20 protein-coding genes are annotated in these 23753 nt (G+C 46.0%); 13 read left to right on the top strand and 7 right to left on the bottom strand.

Annotated elements, in window-relative coordinates:
• Positions 1–118: 118 nt before the first annotated feature.
• The 5 genes from EJ063_RS02555 to EJ063_RS02535 all read right to left on the bottom strand — a co-directional run bounded on the left by EJ063_RS02555 (position 119) and on the right by EJ063_RS02535 (position 6069).
• Positions 119–688 (bottom strand): sugar O-acetyltransferase, encoded by a 570-nt coding sequence (locus EJ063_RS02555; protein WP_126572437.1) that lies wholly within the window; start codon positions 686–688, stop codon positions 119–121.
• 138 nt (positions 689–826) lie between these two features.
• Complete coding sequence (locus EJ063_RS02550) at positions 827–1312, bottom strand: hypothetical protein (RefSeq protein WP_126572436.1); 486 nt, start codon at positions 1310–1312, stop codon at positions 827–829.
• 59 nt (positions 1313–1371) lie between these two features.
• Complete coding sequence (gene gcvP, locus EJ063_RS02545; protein WP_126572435.1) at positions 1372–4236, bottom strand: aminomethyl-transferring glycine dehydrogenase; 2865 nt, start codon at positions 4234–4236, stop codon at positions 1372–1374.
• 121 nt (positions 4237–4357) lie between these two features.
• Positions 4358–4738 (bottom strand): glycine cleavage system protein GcvH, encoded by a 381-nt coding sequence (gene gcvH / locus EJ063_RS02540; RefSeq protein ID WP_126572434.1) that lies wholly within the window; start codon positions 4736–4738, stop codon positions 4358–4360.
• A 35-nt stretch (positions 4739–4773) separates the two neighbouring features.
• A complete protein-coding gene (locus EJ063_RS02535) occupies positions 4774–6069 on the bottom strand; it encodes a serine hydroxymethyltransferase (protein ID WP_126572433.1) in 1296 nt (431 codons plus the stop codon).
• Between the two features lie 368 nt (positions 6070–6437).
• Between EJ063_RS02535 and EJ063_RS02530 the strand changes: the two genes are divergently transcribed.
• From EJ063_RS02530 to EJ063_RS02510, 5 genes are all read left to right on the top strand, one after another.
• Positions 6438–7061: a helix-turn-helix domain-containing protein gene (locus EJ063_RS02530; RefSeq protein ID WP_126572432.1), complete on the top strand. Its 624-nt coding sequence runs from the start codon at positions 6438–6440 to the stop codon at positions 7059–7061.
• A gap of 258 nt (positions 7062–7319) precedes the next feature.
• A complete protein-coding gene (gcvT, locus tag EJ063_RS02525; protein WP_126573096.1) occupies positions 7320–8438 on the top strand; it encodes a glycine cleavage system aminomethyltransferase GcvT in 1119 nt (372 codons plus the stop codon).
• Positions 8439–8542: 104 nt separating this feature from the next.
• Positions 8543–9505 carry a S1 family peptidase gene (locus tag EJ063_RS02520; protein WP_126572431.1) on the top strand — a complete coding sequence of 321 codons (963 nt, stop codon included), beginning with the start codon at positions 8543–8545 and terminating at the stop codon, positions 9503–9505.
• 79 nt (positions 9506–9584) lie between these two features.
• Positions 9585–10619: a S1 family peptidase gene (locus EJ063_RS02515; RefSeq protein ID WP_126572430.1), complete on the top strand. Its 1035-nt coding sequence runs from the start codon at positions 9585–9587 to the stop codon at positions 10617–10619.
• Between the two features lie 135 nt (positions 10620–10754).
• Positions 10755–11423: a LuxR C-terminal-related transcriptional regulator gene (locus EJ063_RS02510; RefSeq protein ID WP_126572429.1), complete on the top strand. Its 669-nt coding sequence runs from the start codon at positions 10755–10757 to the stop codon at positions 11421–11423.
• 83 nt (positions 11424–11506) lie between these two features.
• Here EJ063_RS02510 and EJ063_RS02505 read toward each other — a convergent pair whose 3' ends face one another.
• On the bottom strand, positions 11507–11770 hold the full coding sequence (locus EJ063_RS02505) for a DUF3012 domain-containing protein (protein WP_126572428.1): 264 nt from the start codon (positions 11768–11770) through the stop codon (positions 11507–11509).
• Positions 11771–12079: 309 nt separating this feature from the next.
• Between EJ063_RS02505 and rbsD the strand changes: the two genes are divergently transcribed.
• The 8 genes from rbsD to EJ063_RS02465 all read left to right on the top strand — a co-directional run bounded on the left by rbsD (position 12080) and on the right by EJ063_RS02465 (position 21716).
• A complete protein-coding gene (gene rbsD / locus EJ063_RS02500; protein ID WP_126572427.1) occupies positions 12080–12499 on the top strand; it encodes a D-ribose pyranase in 420 nt (139 codons plus the stop codon).
• Between the two features lie 24 nt (positions 12500–12523).
• A complete protein-coding gene (rbsA, locus tag EJ063_RS02495) occupies positions 12524–14029 on the top strand; it encodes a ribose ABC transporter ATP-binding protein RbsA (RefSeq protein WP_126572426.1) in 1506 nt (501 codons plus the stop codon).
• On the top strand, positions 14026–15009 hold the full coding sequence (rbsC, locus tag EJ063_RS02490; protein ID WP_126572425.1) for a ribose ABC transporter permease: 984 nt from the start codon (positions 14026–14028) through the stop codon (positions 15007–15009). The genes rbsA and rbsC overlap by 4 nt, the downstream gene beginning before the upstream one ends.
• Before the next feature lie 58 nt (positions 15010–15067).
• Positions 15068–15946: a ribose ABC transporter substrate-binding protein RbsB gene (gene rbsB / locus EJ063_RS02485; protein WP_126572424.1), complete on the top strand. Its 879-nt coding sequence runs from the start codon at positions 15068–15070 to the stop codon at positions 15944–15946.
• A gap of 142 nt (positions 15947–16088) precedes the next feature.
• On the top strand, positions 16089–17009 hold the full coding sequence (rbsK, locus tag EJ063_RS02480; protein ID WP_126572423.1) for a ribokinase: 921 nt from the start codon (positions 16089–16091) through the stop codon (positions 17007–17009).
• Positions 17010–17046: 37 nt separating this feature from the next.
• Positions 17047–18048 (top strand): substrate-binding domain-containing protein, encoded by a 1002-nt coding sequence (locus tag EJ063_RS02475; RefSeq protein ID WP_126572422.1) that lies wholly within the window; start codon positions 17047–17049, stop codon positions 18046–18048.
• 85 nt (positions 18049–18133) lie between these two features.
• Positions 18134–20080: a tetratricopeptide repeat-containing diguanylate cyclase gene (locus tag EJ063_RS02470; protein WP_126572421.1), complete on the top strand. Its 1947-nt coding sequence runs from the start codon at positions 18134–18136 to the stop codon at positions 20078–20080.
• Between the two features lie 88 nt (positions 20081–20168).
• Complete coding sequence (locus EJ063_RS02465) at positions 20169–21716, top strand: DUF3369 domain-containing protein (RefSeq protein WP_126573095.1); 1548 nt, start codon at positions 20169–20171, stop codon at positions 21714–21716.
• A 21-nt stretch (positions 21717–21737) separates the two neighbouring features.
• Here the strand turns inward: EJ063_RS02465 and EJ063_RS02460 are convergent, their stop codons facing one another.
• Positions 21738–23666: a sensor histidine kinase gene (locus EJ063_RS02460; RefSeq protein WP_126572420.1), complete on the bottom strand. Its 1929-nt coding sequence runs from the start codon at positions 23664–23666 to the stop codon at positions 21738–21740.
• Positions 23667–23753: the final 87 nt, after the last annotated feature.

Below are 23753 nucleotides of genomic sequence, written 5' to 3'. Positions count from 1 at the left end.
TTTATTGATTTTTAAAGTCAAAACTAGATGACTCTGTTGTATAAATGATCGAATTTTTATCCCCAAATAAACCACAAAGGCGAACCGAATTGGTTCGCCTTATTCTATTCATTATTGCTTAGTCATTACCCTGTTCATTTTCATGAATCTTGCGGATTAACTTGGCGGGTGTTCCACCATAAAGAGAGTCAGGCGGAACGTCACTGTTTACGACGGAGTTAGCCGCAATTACTGAGCGTGCGCCAATGGTTACACCTTGGTTGATTACCACATTACCGCCAATCCAGACATCATCTTCTACCGTGATAGGGGCACAGTGAGTTGCCCAACTGCGGCGTTTTAAGTAGTTCAAATCATGGCTAGCACAGTAAAACTGCGTATTTGGGCCAATCAACACATTATCGCCAATGGTAATTTTTGCGCCGTCTAACATGGTGATGTTCATGTTGAGGAATGTTCGTTCACCGATAGAAATCGTCTTACCGAACTCGCAATAAAAGGGTGGGCGAATAATGCTAGAGTCAGGCATGTCCGCCATTAACTGCTTAAACAGTTCGTTGAGCTCGGCATCATCACTGGTTTGGTTAATTGCCTGCAGCAACGTTGAAGCGTTTTGACGAACCTCGTTTATCGAATCAGACCCGCCATCAAAGTTTTCTCCAGCAAACATCTTTTCAAATTCGGTCATTGGATTCACCTGTCTTTCATCGCAGTTATTAGCGTGGGATTGTAACAGTCATAGGGTATTCGCTTCCTAGATAGCCATTCCAAAAACCAATAACATCAGGGGTTTCGGCATATAAATGTTGGCGTACTTTTGAGCCGATTAGCGATGACCTGTTGCAAATATGCCAAAGGTGACAAGATTCAAGGTGTCAGCCACGTCTTCGAGTGATTTCATCACTTGCTTGGTCGGCTCGTTATTCAGTAAATAGTGTTCTGATGAGCTTTTTGAACTATTAGATTTGCTGTGTGATTTTGTCTGCGGGGCTTCTTTCGCTTTCGCTATTTCAGCAGGCTCATGGCTGCTCTCGGCTTTGGCCTTTGACTGGTCATCAGGCGTGATTTGGTGTGTAGATTCTAACTCTGCTTTTTGAGAGGAAGTGATCTCAACAGCGGTTGACGCTTTTTCTTGATTAGTAAGCATTTCTTCATCATTTGGAGTATTAGTGGTGGTAGAGCAAGCAGTAAGCGACAGTAGGCCAGCAACAACGATGACTAAATTTCTCATAATATCGTTTATAGCTATAATAAAAAAACAACGTTCGATTGTAAGGGTGTTAGCTGACGAGATCCAGTGAAAAGTACCCATAAAAAAAGCGAACCCTCTCAGGTTCGCTTTTTGATTTATAGCGTGAATAGAACGACTAATTAATCTTCGTAGTTATCAATGCTTGGACAAGAACAAATCAGGTTACGGTCACCGTATACATTGTCTACACGGTTAACTGTTGGCCAATATTTCCAAGACTTCGTTGCCGGTGAAGGGAAGCAGCCAAGCTCGCGAGAGTATGGGCGATCCCACTCTGCTGCAGACAGATCCACTTGAGTGTGAGGTGCGTTAACTAGAGGGTTATTCTCTAGCGGCCACTCACCGTTCTTCACTTTCGTCATCTCTTCACGGATAGCGATCATCGCATCACAGAAGCGGTCTAGCTCTTCCAAATCTTCCGATTCAGTTGGCTCAACCATTAGTGTACCCGCAACTGGGAACGACATAGTTGGAGCGTGGAAACCGTAGTCCATTAGACGCTTCGCGATATCTTCTTCGCTGATGCCTGTCTCTTCTTTTAGTGGACGAATATCGATAATACATTCGTGTGCTACGCGGCCGTTAGTACCGCGGTAAAGAACAGGGTAGTGAGGGCGTAGACGCTCCATCACATAGTTCGCGTTTAGAATCGCTACTTTTGTTGCGTCTGTTAGGCCAGCTTCGCCCATCATAGCGATGTAAGCCCAAGAGATAGGTAGGATAGAAGCACTACCAAGGTCTGCCGCAGAAACTGCACAGTCTGAACCCTCAACACCGTTTTCGATGTGACCAGGTAGGAAAGGTGCTAGGTGCGACTTCACGCCGATAGGACCCATACCCGGACCGCCGCCACCGTGTGGAATACAGAACGTTTTGTGTAGGTTTAGGTGAGAAACGTCAGAGCCGATAAGACCAGGAGACGTTAGACCAACCTGAGCGTTCATGTTTGCGCCATCTAGGTAAACCTGACCGCCAGCGGCATGAACCATTTCACATACTTCTTTCACTTGCTCTTCGTAAACGCCGTGCGTAGAAGGGTAAGTGATCATGATGCTTGATAGGTTCTCTGCGTGCTTCTCGATTTTCGCTGCTAGGTCTGTCATGTCGATGTTGCCATCTTCATCACACTTAACCACAACTACTTTCATTGACACCATTGAAGCTGTAGCAGGGTTAGTACCGTGCGCAGAGCTTGGGATCAAACATACGTTACGGTGACCTTCGCCACGGCTGTCGTGGTAGCGTTGAATCGCGATTAGACCTGCGTACTCACCAGATGCACCTGAGTTAGGTTGTAGTGAGAAATCGTCGTAGCCAGTGATTTCACACAGCTTCTCTTTCAGATCTTTTGCAAGTGCCGAGTAACCCGCCGCTTGCTCAATTGGCGCGAATGGGTGGATCGAACCAAATTCAGGCCATGTGACAGGGATCATTTCAGCGGCTGCGTTCAACTTCATCGTACAGCTGCCTAGCGGGATCATACCGTGAGTCAGTGAGAAGTCTTTGTTCTCAAGCTGCTTCAGGTAACGCATCATCTGCGTTTCGCTGTGGTGCGTGTTGAATACTGGGTGAGTTAGGTATTCTGAAGTACGACGTAGCGCTTCAGGAATAGCGGCGAACTCGTTGCCTGCGATTTCAGAAGAAAGTGCATTCACTTCTTCTTTCACATCAAACACTGAGAACAATGCTTCAACGTCAGCAACGGTTGTTGTTTCGTCTAAGCTCACACCAAGTTGAATCGGTAGTTTGCGAAGGTTGATATCAGCAGCTAGTGCCTTAGCGTATAGCGCTTCCGTTTGGTCGCCAGAATTGATGGTGATGGTATCGAAGAAGCTGTTATGAGCAAGTTCGAAGCCCGCTTTAGTCAGACCAGCAGCCAAGATAGCTGTCATGTGGTGAGTACGACGTGCAATAGTACGTAGGCCTTCTGCGCCGTGGTAAACCGCGTAGAACGAAGCCATGTTTGCAAGTAGAGCCTGTGCCGTACAGATGTTAGATGTCGCTTTCTCGCGGCGGATGTGCTGCTCACGAGTCTGCATCGCCATACGCAGTGCTTGGTTACCGTTGGTATCGATAGAAACACCAATCACTCGGCCTGGCATGGTACGCTTGTGTTTGTCACGAGTTGCCATGAATGCTGCGTGTGGACCGCCGTAACCCATTGGTACACCAAAGCGTTGAGCTGAGCCAATTACAACGTCTGCGCCCATTTCGCCAGCTGGCTTAAGCAATGCACAAGCGAGTAGGTCAGTAGCAACAGTAACCAGTGTTTTGTTTGCTTGCGCTTTAGCGATAACGTCCGTTAGGTCATGTACTTCACCAGTCGTACCAGGGTACTGTACTAGTGCACCAAATACGTCTTGCTCTGGTAGAGATTCTAAAGAACCCACTTGTACATCAAAGCCGATGTATTTCGCACGAGTCTTAACCACTTCTAGTGTTTGTGGGTGAACATCGTCAGCCACAAAGAATACTTTGCTCTTGCTCTTACCTGCACGCTTACATAGCGTCATTGCTTCTGCCGCTGCGGTTGCTTCATCAAGCAGCGATGCGTTAGCGATGTCCATTCCAGTTAGGTCCATTACCATTTGCTGGAAGTTCAGTAGAGACTCAAGACGGCCTTGAGAGATCTCAGGTTGGTAAGGCGTGTATGCCGTGTACCAACCTGGATTTTCAAGCACGTTACGTAAGATGACGTTCGGAGTGAACGTGTTGTAGTAACCTTGGCCGATAAAAGTACGTTTGATCTGGTTTTGATCGGCAAATTCGCGCATAGCAACCAGCATGTCAGCTTCGCTTTTCGCTTCTGCTAGGGTCATTGGTTTTTCTAGGCGAATTTGCGCTGGAACTGTTTCTTCAATCAATGCGTCTAGGTTGGCAACATTGATTGCGTCCAACATTTTCTGTTGGTCAGATTTGTTTGGGCCGTTGTGGCGAGCAACGAACTCATTTTGTGTGCTGAGGCTTTGAAGTAATTCAGTCATTGTCCTTTACCTACTCCATCATTCGGGTAATGGATTGTCGTTACTGACAATATTAATTATACGTCCGAACGTTGAAAAAAAGCTGCCTCTGAAACAGGGCAGCCTTCCTATGTCTTCCTAATTACTCGTCTTCGATTGAGTTTAGGTACTCTTCTGCGTCTTTTAGGTTGTCTAGTTCAGATGCGTCAGACATCTTCACTTTAACAATCCAACCGCCTTCATAAGGTTCTTCGTTGATTAGCTCTGGGCTATCTTCTAGCTCTTCGTTGATTTCAACGATTTCACCAGTGATAGGTGCATAGATGTCAGACGCTGCTTTTACAGACTCAACCAGTGAGAAGCTTTCACCCGCTTCGATTTCGTCTTCTGTTTCCGGTAGGTCAACGAATACTACGTCACCTAGCATTTCTTGAGCGTGCTCTGAAATACCGATTGTTACCGTACCGTCACCGTTGTCACGTACCCACTCGTGGCTATCTGCAAACTTCAGTGTTTTATCCATTGCTTAATCTCCAAAAATAACTTTGTTTAAATTGTTTATTGGTAAAGTGGGAAGCGACTACACAGCGTCTTCACTTCTTTGCGAACACGTTGCTCTACTTCTGCGTTGCCTTCTGGGTTTTCTACAAGCCCATCTAGCACATCGCCAATCCAGTTACCGATGAGTTTGAATTCTTCAGCGCCAAAGCCGCGGCTTGTGCCTGCCGGTGTCCCTAGACGAATGCCCGATGTAATCATAGGCTTCTCAGAATCGAATGGGATGCCGTTTTTGTTACATGTGATCCCTGCACGTTCTAGTGCTTCTTCTGCTTTGTTACCTTTTAAGCCTTTCGGGCGAAGGTCAACCAGCATTAGGTGGGTATCGGTTCCGCCAGTCACAATGTCGCATCCGCGAGTTTGCAATACTTCCGCTAGAACTTTTGCGTTATCGATCACTGAATCGATATAAGTTGAAAATTCAGGGCCTAATGCTTCACCGAACGCCACAGCTTTCGCCGCGATAACGTGCATTAGTGGACCACCTTGAAGGCCTGGGAAGACCGCAGAGTTAATCTTTTTATTGATATCTTCGTGGTTGGTCAGGATCATGCCGCCACGAGGACCGCGCAATGTTTTGTGTGTTGTTGTTGTCACAACGTGAGCGTGAGGAAGCGGGCTAGGGTGCGCACCTGTCGCGATAAGACCAGCAATGTGCGCCATATCGACCATCAAGATTGCGTCTACTTCGTCTGCGATTTCGCGGAACTTAGCAAAGTCGATAGTACGTGGAATTGCACTACCACCTGCAATGATCATTTTAGGCTTATGCTCTAGTGCCAATTCACGAACGTCGTCGTAGTTGATTTCGAGTGTTTCACGATCAACACCGTATTGAACGGCGTTAAACCATTTACCAGAAAGAGCAGGGCGAGCGCCGTGAGTTAAGTGACCGCCAGCGTCTAGAGACATACCTAAAATAGTGTCACCTGGTTGAAGCAGTGCCAGTTTCACCGCACCGTTTGCTTGTGCGCCAGAGTGTGGTTGAACGTTTGCGTATTCACACTTAAATAATTGTTTAGCACGTTCGATTGCAATCGCTTCTACCGTATCAACATGCTCACAGCCGCCGTAGTAACGACGACCCGGATAACCTTCTGCGTACTTGTTCGTTAAGCAGGTGCCTTGGGCTTGCATTACCGCTTTAGAAACAATGTTCTCAGAAGCGATAAGCTCAATTTGTTCGTTTTGACGTGTGTTTTCAGCTTGGATGCCAGCAAATACAGCATCGTCTGTCGCAGCAAGGTTAGTAGAGAAAAAGTTCTCTAGGCTGTGGTTTTGAAACGGTTTGTTCATGGTAGATGACCTTCCATTCGTGCCAGCGAGTTTATTATGTAGGGTATTGGTACTCGCCAGTTTCTTGTTTATTACTGCTCTTTCTCTAAAAGCAGGGTGAATTTCCATGCCCCAAAAGTGTGGGGAAAAAACGAACCCAATTGTTAAATCAGTCAACGATTGGCTTCGGAAATAACATCTCTACAACTAACAAGTTGGTAACATAGCGCTTGTGTAAGGAACAATCAACCAAAAATTTCCTATTGGAAACAAGGTTTCTGTTTTTGTTACCAAGAGCACGGTTTATTTCTTGTTCATCCCTTTTTTCTATTAAATGCTTCGTGCACAATGAAAAGTACAGGAAGTAGCCAGAGCAGAAGAGGGAAAGCATGCCCGAAGATATCTTTGATGAGTATCCATCACTCACATTGTCGAAAGAGTCCACGGACGAAAACATCGAGCCATTAAAGCTGGGTGAGCGTATTAAGAAAATCCGTGGCAAGCTAGGAATTACGTTGGAAGAGGCAAGTCAGCGCACAGGATTAGCTCGCTCGACATTGAGTAAAATTGAGAACGAACAGATCTCTCCTACTTTTCAAGCAATGCAAAAATTGGCAATGGGCTTGCAGATTGATATGCCGCAACTCTTTGAGCCGCCTAGAAAAAAAGTAGCGACAGGCCGCCGAGACTTGACCCGATCAGGTCAGGGTAAGCCACACCCAACGCCAACGTATGAGCACGAACTACTGGCCACTCAACTTTCCAATAAGAAAATGATGCCGTTCAAAAGCCAAGTGCATGCGCGTAACTTTGAAGAGTATGGAGACTGGGTTCGCCACGATGGGGAAGAGTTCCTTTTGATCCTTTCTGGTTCGGTTCGATTCTACTCGGAGTTCTATGAGCCGGTAGAAATGAACGAGGGCGACAGTGTATATTATGACGCCAATATGGGGCACATGCTCATCTCAACGAGTGACGACGATGCACACATTTTGTGGGTGACGGCAAAATAAACGCTCAATTAACCGATTTTCTTATACGAAAAGCAAACGTTTGCTTTTTGTTTTTGGATGAGTACAATAGCGCCGCCTTAGGTGAATTATCACTAAGGCGGCGTTTCTATTTGAATAGAGGTGATGTGAATATGATGTTAAACATCACATTTTAAACTGTTCCCTCTTTGTTAATCGTGCAAAATCTCTCCACTCGTGTTTATTATTGGAAACAAGGTTTCCTGTATGGAAAACGAACCTGATAAAACGGAGACAATGATGACTCAAGAACTACTCAAAACCCCTTTGCATGCGCTTCACGTAGAAGCTGGCGCAAAGATGGTCCCATTTGCTGGCTACGACATGCCTGTTCAATACAAACTTGGTGTAAAGAAAGAGCATTTGCATACTCGTGATGCGGCGGGCCTTTTTGATGTATCACACATGGGCCAACTGCGCCTACACGGTGAAGGTGCGGCTGCGTTTCTTGAGTCTTTGGTTCCTGTAGATATTATCGACCTACCAAAAGGCAATCAGCGTTATGCTTTTTTCACTAATGAAGAAGGCGGCATCATGGATGATTTGATGGTTGCTAACCTTGATGATCACTTGTTCGTTGTTGTTAACGCAGCATGTAAAGAACAAGACATTAGCCACCTTGAGGCGCACCTGCCATCTGGCGTAGAACTAGAAGTTATTGATGATCGCGCGCTGCTTGCCCTTCAAGGCCCTAAAGCGGTAGACGTGCTTAAACGCTTCAACGCTCAAGTGACTGACATGGTCTTCATGGATGTGAAAAAGCTTAATATTCTAGGTGTTGAATGTATTGTTAGCCGCAGTGGTTATACGGGTGAAGATGGCTACGAAATTTCTGTACCGAACTCACACGCAGAAGAGTTAGCGCAAAAACTTACCGCAGAAGCGGAAGTAGAGTGGATTGGCTTAGGTGCGCGAGATTCACTTCGTCTTGAATGTGGTCTATGTCTATACGGTCACGATCTTGATACAACGACGACTCCAGTAGAAGCAAGCCTGCTTTGGGGCATTCAAAAAATTCGCCGTATTGGCGGTGAACGTGAAGGTGGTTTCCCTGGTGCGGATATCATCCTTAAGCAAATTGAGACAAAAGATGTAACGCGTAAACGTGTTGGTCTAGTGGGTCAAACCAAAGCGCCAGTGCGTGAAGGTACGGAACTGTTTGATGCAGATGATAATAAAGTGGGCATCGTAACCAGTGGTACAGCGGGCCCGAATGCAGGCAAACCAGTTTCTATGGCGTACGTGCGTGCCGATTTAATGGCAGTAGGAACAGAGCTGTTTGCTGAAGTACGTGGTAAGAAATTACCAATGACAGTTGAAAAAATGCCGTTTGTTCCACAAAGGTACTACCGCGGTTAATTTTCACCACGAAGATTAAATTAATGTGCTAAAACCTCTCTTAGGAGAGGTTTTTTCGTATTAGAAGAAATCAGAGGTAAATGGATGCAGTAGAGGTAGTAGTCATGAAACGTATTTCTCTTTTGATGGCTTCGTTGTGGGCAAGCCATGCAGTCGGTGTGGAAGTGACGCCTTACATTGTCAACGGCACAAACATTAGTGCGTCTGCCTATCCTGATTTTGTCAGTTTATTCTATGACCGTATCGATTACGATGGGGCCTATGGTAGCGGTCCTTACTGTGGAGGGACGTTGCTTGATAACCAACACGTGCTGACCGCGGCTCACTGTATTTATGGTGACAGCAACTATCAGCTCTTTACCTCAATTGTGCCCCAACTACAAAATGAAACGGATTTCCCTAATTCAGTTTTACAGCGTGTCATGGTCAATGAGTACTACTACCCAAGTACCTATAATAACACCACGCTCTATGACGATATTGCCATCCTCAAGTTAGCCAGCCCTGTAACTGCGGTAAATACTTATGTCGATCTTGCTGAAAATGGCGATCGTAGTACCTATCGTCAGGTGGCTGAAGTCTTTTATGCCGTGGGTCATGGCAACACTCAAAGCAACGTCGATGCGACCGATGAACTGCAGCGAACCCAATTAAGCTGGGTTAATAATGCCACCTGTGACGCAATATACACGGTCGATGCCAGTGAAAATTTGTGTATGGATGGGGCTGCCACCGTAGTGTACGACAACGCAACCTGTCAGGGTGATTCTGGCGGTCCACTTTATTGGAACGGTGAGCAGGTAGGCATCACCAGTTTTGGTCCAGGAACCTGTGGGGATCCGGCTGTCACCGCCAACTCCGTATTTACCGAAGTTGCACTGACAAAACACCGAAACTGGATAAGCTCAGTATTGAGTGGATCAGAAACACCGAAGGTGACTGTTTCAGACTCGGATAGAAATGCAGCGTTAGGCATCTCGACGCCTTCCAGTAGCGGTGGTGGCTCATTGGGGGGACTTGTTATGGGGTGCTTAGCGTTGCTCGGTTGGAAAAGAAGTAGAAAATAGAATTAGTTAGAGCAAACTTATCTATAAAATCTGAAAAATTAAACTAAACTTAGGTGTGGTGATAAAAGGATTTTATACTATGCCGAAGTTGTACTGTTTTTTCTGCTTAGCTTTGTATTCGTTGTCGGGTTCCGCAATAGAAATACAGCCCTATATCGTCAATGGCAGTAACGCCAATCTTGCCAACTACCCGTCTTTCGCAAGCCTGTTCTATCGTAACAACAACGTCTACAGCACGTCGTCTTTTTGCGGTGCGACGATGATCAATAACAAGTACGTATTGACCGCTGCCCACTGTATATACGGCGACAACGACTTAATGCTCAACACCGTTGTTGCGCCCCAGTTAGAAGACGAAAGTAACTTCCTGTCTTCTGAGCAAGCGCGTGCGAAGGCATTTTACTACCCCGACACCTATGTTGATTCGTCCTCGGAATTATGGCGAGATGATATTGCGATTATTGAATTAGAAACCACGCTCTCAAATCCTGATTACAGCTCGTTATTGAATAGCACAAGGAACAATAACTTTAGCGGTGCTGATGCGTTTGAAGCGGTGGGTCATGGGTATATAGAGGGCAATGTTCGAGGTGGGACACGCTTACTTGATACGGACTTGGACTACATGAGTACCGCCAGTTGCCAAGCTATCTACGGCAGCAAACTGACGTCAAAGCACTTGTGTTTCTCGGGAGCTCTGCAAGGTGGTTATCGAAATTCAACCTGTTCGGGTGACTCAGGTGGGCCAGTCTATTGGTATAACGGTAGTACCTATATTCAAGTCGGCATCACTAGCTTTGGCCCTTCGGTATGTGGTGATCCCGGTATTACGGTGACGTCAGTGTTTACTGATGTCTATGATTATCAAGCGTGGATCAATCGAGTAATTAATGGTCAAGAAGATCCGAAAGCGTATGTCGTGACTTCGGGGAGTACTCGCAGTCTGGTCAATACTGATTCTGGTAGTACTTTACAGGCAAACTCCACTGAGGGTGGTGGCGGCGGAGGCAGCATAAACCTATCGATAGCACTAGCTTTGCTTCTCATACTTTTAGTGAGATATTGGTTGCATGAGCGGATGCAACGCGTTAGTTATCCTCTTTCTCATAATTAAGAAATGGCCGCTAACCCAATGAATAATAACCAAGTTCCATAGAGTCTAATTGCCTAACTTGTAAACAGCTTGTTGACTATTTGCGTCTAAACGATAGTTTTAAGTCATCAACCCGATAACGCAGAGGCTTTTGTTATGACTCAAGGCAATGTTTACCCAATTACTCTTATTTCTGATGTCAGCATGCAATCTAAGCTGCTTAAAGACTCGTTGGAAAAAGGCTTACCTATTCAGGTAAATATTGTGTCATCAGAAGCTCTGAAAGCGTATGAGCTGAATGGGAAGACAATCGATGAATTGGTGCTGATCGATTTTCATTATTTAGATGATGGCAAATTTGAAGCCTATAACACGGCAAAAATGCAAAGTGATGCCACAATTAAAGAAATTGTCTTCAATTGCCCAAATGATGCTCCATCAAGCCAACTGTTTAAGTGGCGTAATCTAGTTGGTGTATTCTATGTTGATGATGATATTTCATTGCTATTGAAGGGAATGGACAAGATCATGAACGATGAGATGTGGCTTTCGCGCAAAGTGGCACAAGACTACATTGAACATTTCCGCTGTGCGAATACGGTGACGACCTCTCAGGCTTATGCCAATTTAACCAAGCGTGAGAAAGAGATCATGAAGCTGCTCGGGCATGGTGCGTCTAATGTGCAAATTGCCGATGAATTGTTTGTGAGTGAAAATACGGTGAAAACGCATCTGCATAATATCTTCAAGAAGATCAACGCGAAAAACCGCTTACAAGCCCTGCTGTGGGCAAACAACAACATCTCCTTGGAAGAGCGTGTTTAGCCTACGACGTTAACGCTGAGAATAGATAAAAAAGGTCTAGCGATTGCTAGACCTTTTTCATTTTTGATGGGTGACAAGTGGCTTTAAAATACGCAGTGTTTGGCAAAGCTGGTGGCTTCGTTCGCGCTCCAGTCACCTTTTGGTTTGTCTTTTAAATCCGTACACCATGATTCGCTTCCTACCGCATCTTGCAATACACAATGCTTAGCAAAGTCTAACGCGTCTTGAGCACTCCACTCACTTTTGGCTGACTCAGCTTTGTTGTCACACCAGCCCTGCGTGCCTACTTCATCTTTACAAGCAGATAACGCGAGAAGAGCGAAGAGTGCGAATGTTACTTTTTTCATATTGGATCCCTACATCATTTGCAGCAACTATACCGAAAAAAGTCACGCGAGTGTGTAGGAAAATCGTTAAAAGCTTCTAATAATTACTCCATCGAAACGTTTCGATAGAGTGAGCTGAATCACTGAGTACTTGTTTGAACAGAAGCGAAAGAGGATCAAATTCACACTCTATAAAATGCCAGATCGTAATTCTTTATCGAATGTTTATTATTCTATCGAAACGTTTCGATGAGTGTTTTATCAACAATGAATGTTGGCTGATGATACAGAGCTCGCGGATGGTGAAACGTCTAATTGACAGGTCGAATAATGAAAAAAAGTACCCTAATTAACTCTGAACTCTCTTACCTAGTTGCCACGCTTGGCCATACCGATGAAATCACCATTTGTGATGCCGGTTTGCCTATTCCGGAAGAAGTTCAGCGGATAGATTTGGCGTTAACCCATGGTGTGCCATCTTTTCTCGAGACTGTAAAAGTGATCCTCAGTGAATCTCAAATCGAAGGGGTGATCATTGCAGAAGAGTTTGCCACGGTGAGTCCTGAGCACCATGAAGCTCTGATCAATCAGTTAAATGCGGAAAGTGAAGCCTCGGGCAAATCGATAGCAGTGACTTACGTATCCCATGAAGCGTTCAAAGCTCGTACCAAGCAAAGTCGCGCGGTGGTCCGTACTGGCGAATGCACGCCTTATGCGAACGTCATTTTTCAAGCTGGTGTGGTTTTTTAACCTCTGGAACGGAAAGGAATGATTATGACTCAAGCCATCTTACAGCTGAGTTCGATTGAAAAAGCGTTTCCGGGCGTAAAGGCTCTGGATAAAGCAAGTCTCAATGTTTATCCGGGCCGTGTCATGGCACTCATGGGAGAAAACGGTGCGGGCAAATCGACTTTGATGAAAGTGCTCACTGGCATTTACACCATGGACGCGGGTTCGATTCACTATCAAGGTGAACCTGCCGCATTTAAAGGCCCAAGAGATTCTCAGCAAGCGGGGATCAGCATTATTCACCAAGAGCTTAACTTGATTCCCGAGCTAACCATCGCGGAGAACATTTACCTTGGCCGTGAATTTACCAACGGGTTTGGCGGCATTCAGTGGGGCAAGATGTATGACGAGGCGGATAAATTGCTGACTCGTTTGAACGTAAAACACAGCTCAAAAACACTTCTTGGCGATTTAAGTCTTGGTGAACAGCAAATGGTTGAAATTGCCAAAGCGCTCTCGTTTGAATCTAAAGTCATCATCATGGATGAACCGACCGATGCTCTGACGGATACCGAAACCGAATCTCTGTTTAAGGTGATCAATGAGCTTCGTGATCAAGGCTGTGGCATCGTTTATATCTCTCACCGCTTAAAAGAGATCTTTGAAATTTGTGATGACATTACCGTTCTACGTGATGGCAAATTTATTGGTCAATGTGCGGTGGCAGATACCGATGAAGATGGCCTGATTGAAATGATGGTTGGCCGTAAGCTTGATGAGCAATACCCTCGTATTGATGTTACTCACGGTGATACTTGCCTTGAAGTCATTGGCCTCACTGGCTCTGGCGTTCAGGATGTCAGCTTCACTCTTAAGCGAGGAGAGATCCTAGGTATCTCCGGTTTGATGGGGGCGGGCCGTACAGAGTTGATGAAAGTGATTTATGGTGCGCTGCCAAGTGAACGCGGTGTTATTAATCTCGACAATAAAACCATTAACCCGGTTAGCCCACAAGATGGCCTTGCTAATGGCATCGCTTATATCTCTGAAGACCGTAAAGGTGATGGCTTAGTACTTGGCCTATCGGTTAAAGAGAATATGTCGTTATGTGCTCTAGACAAGTTAACAAAAGGCGGTCGAATCCAACATGGTGAAGAGGTGATGGCGGTTGAAGACTTCATCAAACTGTTCAACATCAAAACCCCGACACGCGATCAAATCATTGGCAACTTATCGGGCGGTAATCAGCAGAAAGTCGCCATTGCAAAAGGACTGATGACCAAACCGAAGGTTCTCATTCTCGATGAGCCAACTCGTGGTGTCGATGTGGGTGCGAAGAAAGAGATTTACCAACTGATCAACAAATTCAAAGCCGATGGCATGAGCATTATTTTAGTCTCTTCTGAAATGCCAGAAGTGCTTGGCATGAGCGACCGTATTCTCGTCATGCACGAAGGTCGTATCAGCGGCGAGTTCGATGCCAAAGACGCCGACCAAGAAAAACTACTCGCCTGCGCTGTAGGCAAAAAGATTAACGAGGAAGCAGCATGAGTACCAATACCATGAGCAAACCAACGGATTCACACAATAAAAAACTGCTTAGCAAAGAGTGGCTGATTGAACAAAAATCGCTGATTGCGTTGTTGTTCTTGATTGTTGTCGTGTCGTTTTTAAATCCTAACTTTTTCACTGTCGACAACATTCTCAACATTCTGCGCCAGACCTCGGTTAACGCGATTATCGCAGTCGGTATGACGCTGGTTATTTTAACCGCAGGTATCGATCTCAGTGTTGGCTCTGTGCTGGCTCTTTGTGGCGCATTTGCCGCAAGTTTAATTGCGATGGAAGTGCCTGTTCTGATCGCAGTACCAACGGCGTTGTTTGCTGGTGCGGCCTTGGGTGCGATTAGCGGCATTATTATCGCTAAGGGCAAGGTTCAAGCCTTTATCGCAACACTTGTGACGATGACGCTGTTGCGCGGTGTAACCATGGTTTATACCGATGGTCGACCAATCTCTACGGGTTTTACTGACACTGCAGATGCATTCGCATGGTTCGGTACGGGTTACGCACTGGGTATTCCTGTTCCGGTATGGCTAATGGTGATTGTATTCGCTTCGGTTTGGTACGTACTTAACCACACTCGTTTTGGTCGCTACGTTTATGCTCTAGGTGGCAATGAATCAGCGACTCGCTTGTCTGGCATTAACGTTGACCGCGTGAAGATTGGTGTATACGCCATCTGTGGTCTTCTAGCAGCCTTGGCCGGCATCATCGTAACGTCTCGTTTGTCGTCAGCACAGCCGACAGCAGGTATGGGCTATGAGTTAGATGCTATCGCTGCGGTGGTTTTAGGCGGCACCAGCTTAATGGGTGGTAAAGGTCGAATCATGGGCACATTGATTGGTGCATTGATCATCGGCTTCCTAAACAACGCGTTAAACCTACTCGATGTTTCCTCTTACTATCAAATGATCGCAAAAGCAGTGGTAATTCTTCTTGCGGTACTGGTAGACAACAAAAACAAGTAATTGATAACGAAAAGGGTCAGGCAACGACTTGACCCACCCTACACAAAGGACTAACACAATGAAAAAACTCGCAACTTTAATCTCTGCTGCACTCCTTTCTTCAACCGTTTCTGTTTCAGCACAAGCGCAAGATACGATGGCAATCGTACTGTCTACGCTGAACAACCCATTTTTTGTAACGATGAAAGATGGTGCGGAAGCAAAAGCGCAAGAGTTAGGCTATGACTTGATTGTTCTGGACTCACAAAATGACCCAAGCAAAGAGCTATCAAACATTGAAGATCTGACGATTCGTGGCGTAAAAGCGATCCTGATTAACCCAACGGATTCCGATGCCGTGTCGAATGCGATTCGCATGGCAAACCGCTCTAACATCCCTGTGCTAACACTTGACCGTGGTGCTAGTCGTGGTGAAGTCGTCAGTCACATTGCATCAGACAACGTGGTTGGTGGTGAAATGGCGGGTAACTTCATTGTTGAAAAAGTGGGCATGAAAGCGAAAGTTATCCAACTAGAAGGCATCGCAGGTACGTCGGCAGCACGTGAGCGTGGCGAAGGTTTCATGAACGCAGTAAAAGGCAGCGAAATGAATGTACTTGCTAGCCAACCTGCGGATTTTGACCGTACTAAAGGTCTAAACGTGATGGAAAACCTCTTGGCAGCAAACCCTGACGTACAAGCGGTATTTGCGCAAAACGATGAAATGGCATTAGGTGCGCTGCGCGCCGTTCAAGCTTCAGGTAAAGACGTGATGATCGTTGGCTTTGATGGCACTGATGACGGTATCGCAGCGGTTAACCGTGGCAAGCTGTCAGCAACAATTGCACAGCAGCCAAATCTTATTGGTGCGCTCGGCATTGAAACCGCAGACAAAGTACTGAAAGGTGCATCGGTTGAACAATACATCCCAGTACCACTGAAAGTGATCACTAAGTAAGACACTTGCCTTCCTTCTCGCATTTATCTGTCGTGCGAGGAGGAGGGCACATAAGTTTGCGTTTTTAAGCGTCATTCGAGAATGCAAACTTATTACTCCTGTTCAAATAATATAAAGGCTGAATTGAGCCGAGGATAACCGTATGAATAAGTTAGTGGTTTTAGGTAGTGTTAACGCTGACCATGTTCTTCAAGTGCCTTCATTTCCTCGCCCTGGCGAGACGTTACATGGTCGAAATTACCAAGTTATTCCTGGTGGTAAAGGGGCGAACCAAGCGGTCGCTGCGGCAAGATTGAACGCAGACATTGGTTTTATTGCTTGTGTGGGTGATGATGCCTTCGGTATTAACATTCGTGAAAGCTTCAAGATGGACAATATCAACATCGCGGGTGTAAAAATGCAGCCAAACTGCCCGACAGGGATCGCCATGATTCAAGTGTCTGACAGTGGTGAGAACAGTATCTGTATTTCTGCTGAGGCGAACGCCAAGCTGACGGAAAGTGCCATCGAGCCCGATTTAGAACGTATCCGCCAAGCAAAATATCTTTTGATGCAGCTTGAAACGCCGATGTGTGGCATCGAGAAAGCGGCAACAATCGCGAAAGAATCAAAAACTAACGTTATCTTGAACCCGGCACCTGCGCGCGAGCTACCAGACTCACTGCTTGCTTGTGTCGATGTGATCACGCCAAATGAAACCGAAGCGGAAGTGTTGACGGGCATTACAGTGACAGACAATGACACCGCACAAGAAGCGGCCAATGTACTGCACCATAAAGGGATTGAGATCGTAATGATCACCTTGGGTGCGAAAGGCGTGTGGCTAAGCCAAAACGGTCGCGGAGAGTTGATTCCTGGCTTTAGAGTGGAAGCAACAGATACAACCGCAGCAGGAGATACGTTTAATGGGGCGTTAGTCACTGGTTTACTGGAAGATTTACCTTTAGAATCAGCGATTAAGTTTGCTCATGCCGCAGCGGCGATTTCCGTCACTCGTTTCGGTGCTCAAACATCGATCCCGACCCGTGCGGAAGTGGACGCATTCTTACAGCAGCAGAGTTAACCGAGTTCGACGCTCGTCATCATAAGGAGAGAATGATATGGCAACGATGAAAGATATTGCGAAATTAGCCGGAGTATCCACTTCAACGGTTAGCCATGTCATTAACAAGTCTCGCTTCGTGAGTGAAGCGATCTCGGAACGAGTCAATAACGCAGCCCGAGAGCTTAACTATCGTCCTTCTGCGTTGGCGCGCAGCCTCAAAGTCAATCGCACCAAGACCATCGGTATGCTCGTCACCACGTCGACTAACCCATTCTTTGGTGAAGTCGTGAAAGGGGTAGAACGCAGTTGTTATCACCAAGGCTACAACCTGATTCTGTGTAATACAGAAGGGGACAATGCCCGTATGCGTGATTCGATTGACACCCTATTGCAAAAGCGCGTCGACGGTTTAATTTTAATGTGCTCATCCCTTGAAGGAGAGCGCATTGATGTGTTTGAGCAATACCCAGATATTCCTGTTGTGGTGATGGACTGGGGCCCGATGCTGTTTACCAGCGATAAGATTCAGGACAACTCCCTCCGTGGCGGCTACCTTGCCGCTAAACACCTTATCGAGTGTGGTCATACTGAAATTGGCTGTATTACCGGCCCGTTAGTTAAGCACCAAGCGCAAATGCGTTATGAGGGCTATAAACGTGCTCTTAATGAAAAGGGGCTCACGTTCAATGCCGATTGGATTGTCGAGTCTGACTTTGAATCGGAAGGCGGTTACGATGCTTTCAATCGAATGCACGCGAAAGGTAAGTTACCTAGCGCGATTTTCGTTTGTAACGACATGATGGCGATGGGGGTGATTAATGCCGCGCATGAAAAGGGCATTCGTATTCCTCAAGACCTCTCTGTTATCGGCTATGACGACATCCATATCGCGAAATTTATGACGCCATCGTTGACGACTATTCATCAACCTAAATACCGTTTGGGTAAAGCGGCGGTAGAAGCCCTGTTGAATAAGATAGATGGTCACAGCAGCGATGCTCAAATCGTGCAGCTTGAACCAACCTTAGTTGAGCGTGCGACTGTCCAACAAGTTTAATATTAATAAGTATGGCGTATTGTTGTTCGTCTGGGTCTGTTTTATAATTACGGGTTCTTGTTCTGTATTTGTAAGATAGTTGTCTGTGTCTAGATTCTTTAAACTGTTGTCGATTGCAATAGTTGCCTTCTTTTTCCTATCTCTTTATCTGTTTCGCCCCTTCTCTGGTAGCGAGCAAGCGCCCGTTATTTCTGAGCCGTTGGAGCCATTTGAACCCGATACATTCGTCGCCAAAACCGATTACGGCCGAGAGCTGGTGGAGCTGCGAGACCTTTCACGAAGCAAACCCAAACAGGCAATGGCTCGACTGAGCATACAGCACTCTCAACTTTGGCGTTTGGAAGAACCGATTGAAACCGCGTATCGATACATGATCATGGTCAATGTGTCATTGCACATGCAAAACAATGAAAAAGTGACCTATTACAATCAATTGCTGTTGGACCTTGCTGAAAAAGAAAACATAGAGTGGATCTTAGCCAGTGCTTTGGTTGAGCAAAGTATTGAGCATGCGAAGCATGGAGAGCCAAAGCTTGGCCTAGAGAAGATTCTTAAAGCGAAGGAGATCGCTAAGCGGATTCGATATGAGAACCTGCTGGTTAAAATCTACAACACGGCAGGCGCGCTTCACAATGAGATCAGTGATTACGTCAGTGCTCAGAACTATTTCCATAAAGGCATCGAGCTAGGCAAGCGCTACCCTGAACATATTTATAACAGTAAGCTTCTTAGCAATATGGGCTTTCTTTACGTTCAACTTGAAGAATGGCAACAAGCCAAGCGCTTTTTTGATCGATCGCTTGAATCATATTTACGCAGCAACTTGGTCGAGAATGGTGTGCCACTGATCCTGTATGGCAATCTTGTCTATGTCCATTACCGGTTGAATGAACCTGTCGAGGCACGAATTGCGTATGACAATTTGATCAGCTACTTGAATGATGCATCCCCAACTCGGCAAAAGTTAATTGCAACAAAAGCTCTAGCTTATGCAGAGAAGGCTGAGGGCAACTTAGAAAAAGCGCTAGCCACGGCAATGACGTGTACAGAGGGAAGTGAATCGGAGTCGTTTCCAAGTGAGCATGCGCAATGTTTGTTACTGCAAGCAGAGATTGCTCTTAGCATGGGCGATACAGAAAAAGCCGTCTCATTAGGCCAAGAATCTCAGCAGTTTTTCGAAACAATGGGCGCAAGAAACTGGCTCATCGCTGTGTACCGGTTTTTGTCTGATGCTTATGACAAGCAAGGTAATGCAACGTTGGCACTCGATATGTATAAGCGCTATTACCAAAATGAGAAAGAACTGCTGTTCGACCGTCGCCAGAGCGAACTCTATTTGGTTGAAGAGAAGTTCGCTAACAAACAACTGGTGCAAGAACGTGATTTACTTGATGCCCAATCGCGTTTAGACGAGCTCTCGATGGAAAAGCAGAAACTGCGTAACCGAGTGTTATTGTTGATGTCTGTTGTGTGCATCGGATTACTGATCTTTATGGCTTATCGCTCAATTGAGTATGTGCGCAAAAATAGAGAGTTGTCGGCAATCTCTACTACTGATCCTCTGACGGGATTGAAAAATCGACGCTATTACGAGCAGTGGGCAAAAGAACAAGCAGATAATGAAAGCTTATATACGCTAGCGGTGGTTGATCTCGACAAGTTTAAATCAATCAATGATACGTACGGCCATGATGTCGGCGATGATGTATTGGTTGAAACGGCAAACCGCTTACAAGCTGCTGCGCCCGAAGGCAGTCATATTATTCGTTGGGGAGGGGAAGAGTTCACTTGTTTAGTCCCTTACTCTTCAAAGCAAAAATCGGATTTAGATAACATCAGACAGGCTATCGCAGGCCAGCCAATCGAAACAAAGTTCGGTGATATAGCGGCCAGTATTACGGTAGGGGCAGTTGGCCCAATAAAAGCTGAACAGTTGAGCCATAACAATGACTTATTTGCCGAGGCGGATGAAGCATTGTATCAAGGGAAAAATGAAGGTCGCAACCGCGTTATCTACAAGCAAAGTGCGTAATCTACGTGGCGTAACAGCTAACTGAGCAGACTGTTGATGCTTGTGCTAAACCTAAGTTAGGTACAACAAAAGTTTAGGCAGCGTGATGATGGATTTATTTGCAGATCATCGCTCTCAAGAAGAAAGCGTTAACACGGATACACAACGCGACCAAACCGTTCGACAGGGCTGGAAGGTCTTGTTGGTCGATGATGATGAGCAAATGCACCAAGTCACCCGCTTAGCTTTGTCTGGGTTTGAATTTGACAAGAGAAAGTTGGAGCTAATTTCGGCGTATTCTGGCTCTGAGGCCCGAGAGCTTTGCCAGCGGCACAACGATATTGCTTTAGCGTTGGTTGATGTGGTGATGGAAACCGAGCACGCGGGGCTAGATTTGGTTCGCTTTATTCGAGAAGAACTGAACAACCGAGTGATTCGTTTAGTGCTGCGAACGGGCCAAGCAGGACAAGCGCCAGAAGACAGTGTCATCCGTGAGTATGAAATTGATGACTACAAAGAAAAAACCGATCTCACCACCCAAAAGCTCAAAACGGTCCTCTATTCCATGCTTCGCTCGTACCGAGATCTCAAGTTAATCGAAGCGCAAAAAAACGGACTTCGCAAAGTCATCGAATCGTCCGCCAAAGTTCAAAATACAACCACCCTTCGTGCCTATGCCAGCTCAGTATTGGAACAGCTCACTTCGCTATTACAGCTCGAAGAATCGGCGTTCTATTGTGTTGTTAAACCTCGTCCACAAGGGGAAGAGTCACGTTCACTAACGCTGGCGGCTTCTGGCGATTATGTTGATTGCTACAGCGAGTGCGCCCTTGAGAAATTACCCAATGTTGTTGCCTCCCGTTGTCGTCAAGCCATCGAGGAGCAGCGTTCCAAAAACTTTGGTGATGCCTTTGTTTTGCATAGTCATGATCACCAAGGCGTCGACAGTATTTTGTATGTGAATTTTAACCGTGAGCTGGATGAACTTGATGTTCAGCTGTTAGAAATCTACATGCACAATATTGGACTAACGTTTGAAAATCTCAGCCTCTTACTCGACATAAAAGAGACCTCCAAAGAGCTAGTCTATAACTTAGCGAATGCAGTAGAAGCTCGGAGTAAAGAGACGGGCGCTCATGTGCAACGTGTGGCCTTGATCTGTGAACGGCTAGGTATGCTCTATGGGTTAGAAGATGAGCAAGTCTTAATGCTTAAACTGGCAGCACCATTGCACGATGTGGGCAAAGTCGCTGTGCCTGACTCCATTTTACATAAGCCGGGCAAGTTGACCGCTGAAGAGTGGGAAGAGATGAAAAAGCACGTCGATTATGGTGTGGATATCTTGAGTAAGTCGAAACGTCGCTTGATCTTAGTCGCCAAAGAGATCGCGGGTCATCATCATGAAAAGTGGGATGGCAGTGGTTACCCAAACGGTTTAGCCGGAGAGAGTATTCCAATTTCAGGCAGAATTGCTGCGCTTGCGGATGTGTTTGATGCCCTAGGTTCGAAGCGCAGCTATAAAGAACCTTGGAGTGAAGAAGACATTCGCAATGAGATTGCCGCGCAAAGTGGCTGCCACTTTGAACCTAAGCTGGTGGATCTGCTACTGGATCAGTGGCAAGAGTTTGTCGATATTAGAGAGTCGTTACCTGACTAGCTTGCAGCTCTCATGATCGCCTTAGCCATCGTATGGAAGATCTTTAGGTACGGTGATAACGAGTTTTATGCCTTTACCCAGTTCGGAATCGAAGGTTAGGTCGCCTTTTAGCTTTTGTTTGATCAGATTAAACACTAAGTTTAACCCAAGCCCCGATCCTCCTTTTCCGCGCCTTGTGGTGTAAAAGGGCTCGAAGATTTTATGGTGAAGGTCTGGTGCGACACCGCAGCCATTGTCGGTGTACTCAAAGACGATATTAGTTTCTGATTGGTGAAAGGAAATCAAGATCGTAGGTTCATCGTTATCTGAGAAGGCATGAATGACGCTATTTAAGACTAGGTTAGAGATGATTTGAGTAATGACGCCAGGCAGACTGTTCATTTGCAACGTCTCATCGCCTTGAATAATCGGCGTTACGGGAATCTTCCTCGTTTCTGGATGCAGGCTCGCAATTAGCGCTTCTAATGTGTGAGCGATGACAAATTGACTACGGCTTTCGGAGACTTGATCCACCGCTGTTTGCTTAAAGTCTCGAATTAGCTTGGCCGCACGTGCCAAATTGGTTTCAAGCATGGCACTTCCATCGGCCAATTGTTGGATTTTCTCTTCGAACTGAACGCTTGTCAGTGTTTGATCATTGAATGCGGTATGCAGGTCTTTTGTCGCCTCTCGTATTACTGACGTCGCCGTTACCGCGATGCCCAGTGGCGTATTCACTTCATGGGCGACACCGGCGACTAGCCCCCCGAGTGCCGCCAGCTTTTCTTGCTCTACCAACTGCTCTTGGGCTTTTTGCAATTGCGCCATGCTTTGCTTTAAATCCGCGGTACGCACTGCAATGGTGTGCTCTAAGTTTTGGTTCAGTTCCTGCAAATTCAATTGGGCTATTTTGAGCTCGGTAATATTGATGGCCGAGCCGCGAAAGCCAAGAAATTTATCCTCGTCAAAGTGGGCAAGGCCCTGAAACATCAGATAGTGAGTAATGCAGTCTAAGGTGATTTGTTCTTCACAGCGGTAGAAATCAGAGTGGCGAAGTAGGTGCCGATGTAGGTCAGTGCAGTCTTTTAACGCGTCCACTTGATTGAAATAAGGCTTATCACTTACGTTAATCCGCAGTGAGACTCGCATGTGTTCAGAACAATAAGTCAACCGACCTTGATTATCGGTTTCCCATAGCCAATCAGATGACACCAGTGCAAAATCATTGAGTCGCAGTTGCTCTTGGCGAATATTTTGATACAGCAAAGAGACATTGGTGGTAATTTTGTTGGTTTCTTCCCCTAACCAATCAAGCTCATCGTCTTTTTCAGATAACCAAAGTGAGTGAGGCAGCTCGATGGCCTTGGCAGGATGACGTGGGTTGTACCCTCGCAAGTATTGGGCGATAGCAAAAATACGTTGGTTGATACTGCGGTGGAACACCACCAACACGATGCTGCAGACAAAGAGCGTACGAACCAAATTGAGCAACAAGGTGTAAATGAACTGGCGTATCAAGTAGTCGTAGACATCTTGCGCATTTGATTCGACGTATATCTGACCGACTTGTTCCACGCTTGATGAGTCGGGGTGTTGAAATAATAGAGGGTATGTGGATTGTACGACACTCTCGGTGACTTTCGTGCCTGCTTCAAATACATAGCCATCAGAGATAATCTTTAAATAGGCAATCCGAGGCAAGTTCACTAATCCATCGAGCCTTTGTTGCAAGACAACCAAATCAAACGTCCACAGCGAGGCAGAGAGTAAAGGCGAATGAACATCGCGTATCTCCAACTGACGCTGATCGATTGAGTCAAACTGTTCTCGATAGTCCCAAGAGAGTTGCAATAAAGTCGTCAGTAACGTCACCGCACCACTAAGCAAAATCATGATCAGAATGATTCGGCGTCCAACTCTGCTGTAGAAAGGATTGTGAATACCGTCTTCAAACTGCTTCGTGCGACTCATATTGACCTACTATTAAAGGACGATGACTTTTAGTATAGCTAGTCCTTAAGAAGCATGCCTGAGTAGGTAGATCATGGAATGGTTGAC

Origin of the sequence: Vibrio aquaticus, from assembly GCF_003970385.1 — a bacterium.
Classification (GTDB): domain Bacteria; phylum Pseudomonadota; class Gammaproteobacteria; order Enterobacterales; family Vibrionaceae; genus Vibrio; species Vibrio aquaticus.
The sequence above is the reverse complement of the archived record's forward strand: the minus strand, read 5'-3'. Positions and strand labels throughout refer to the sequence as shown.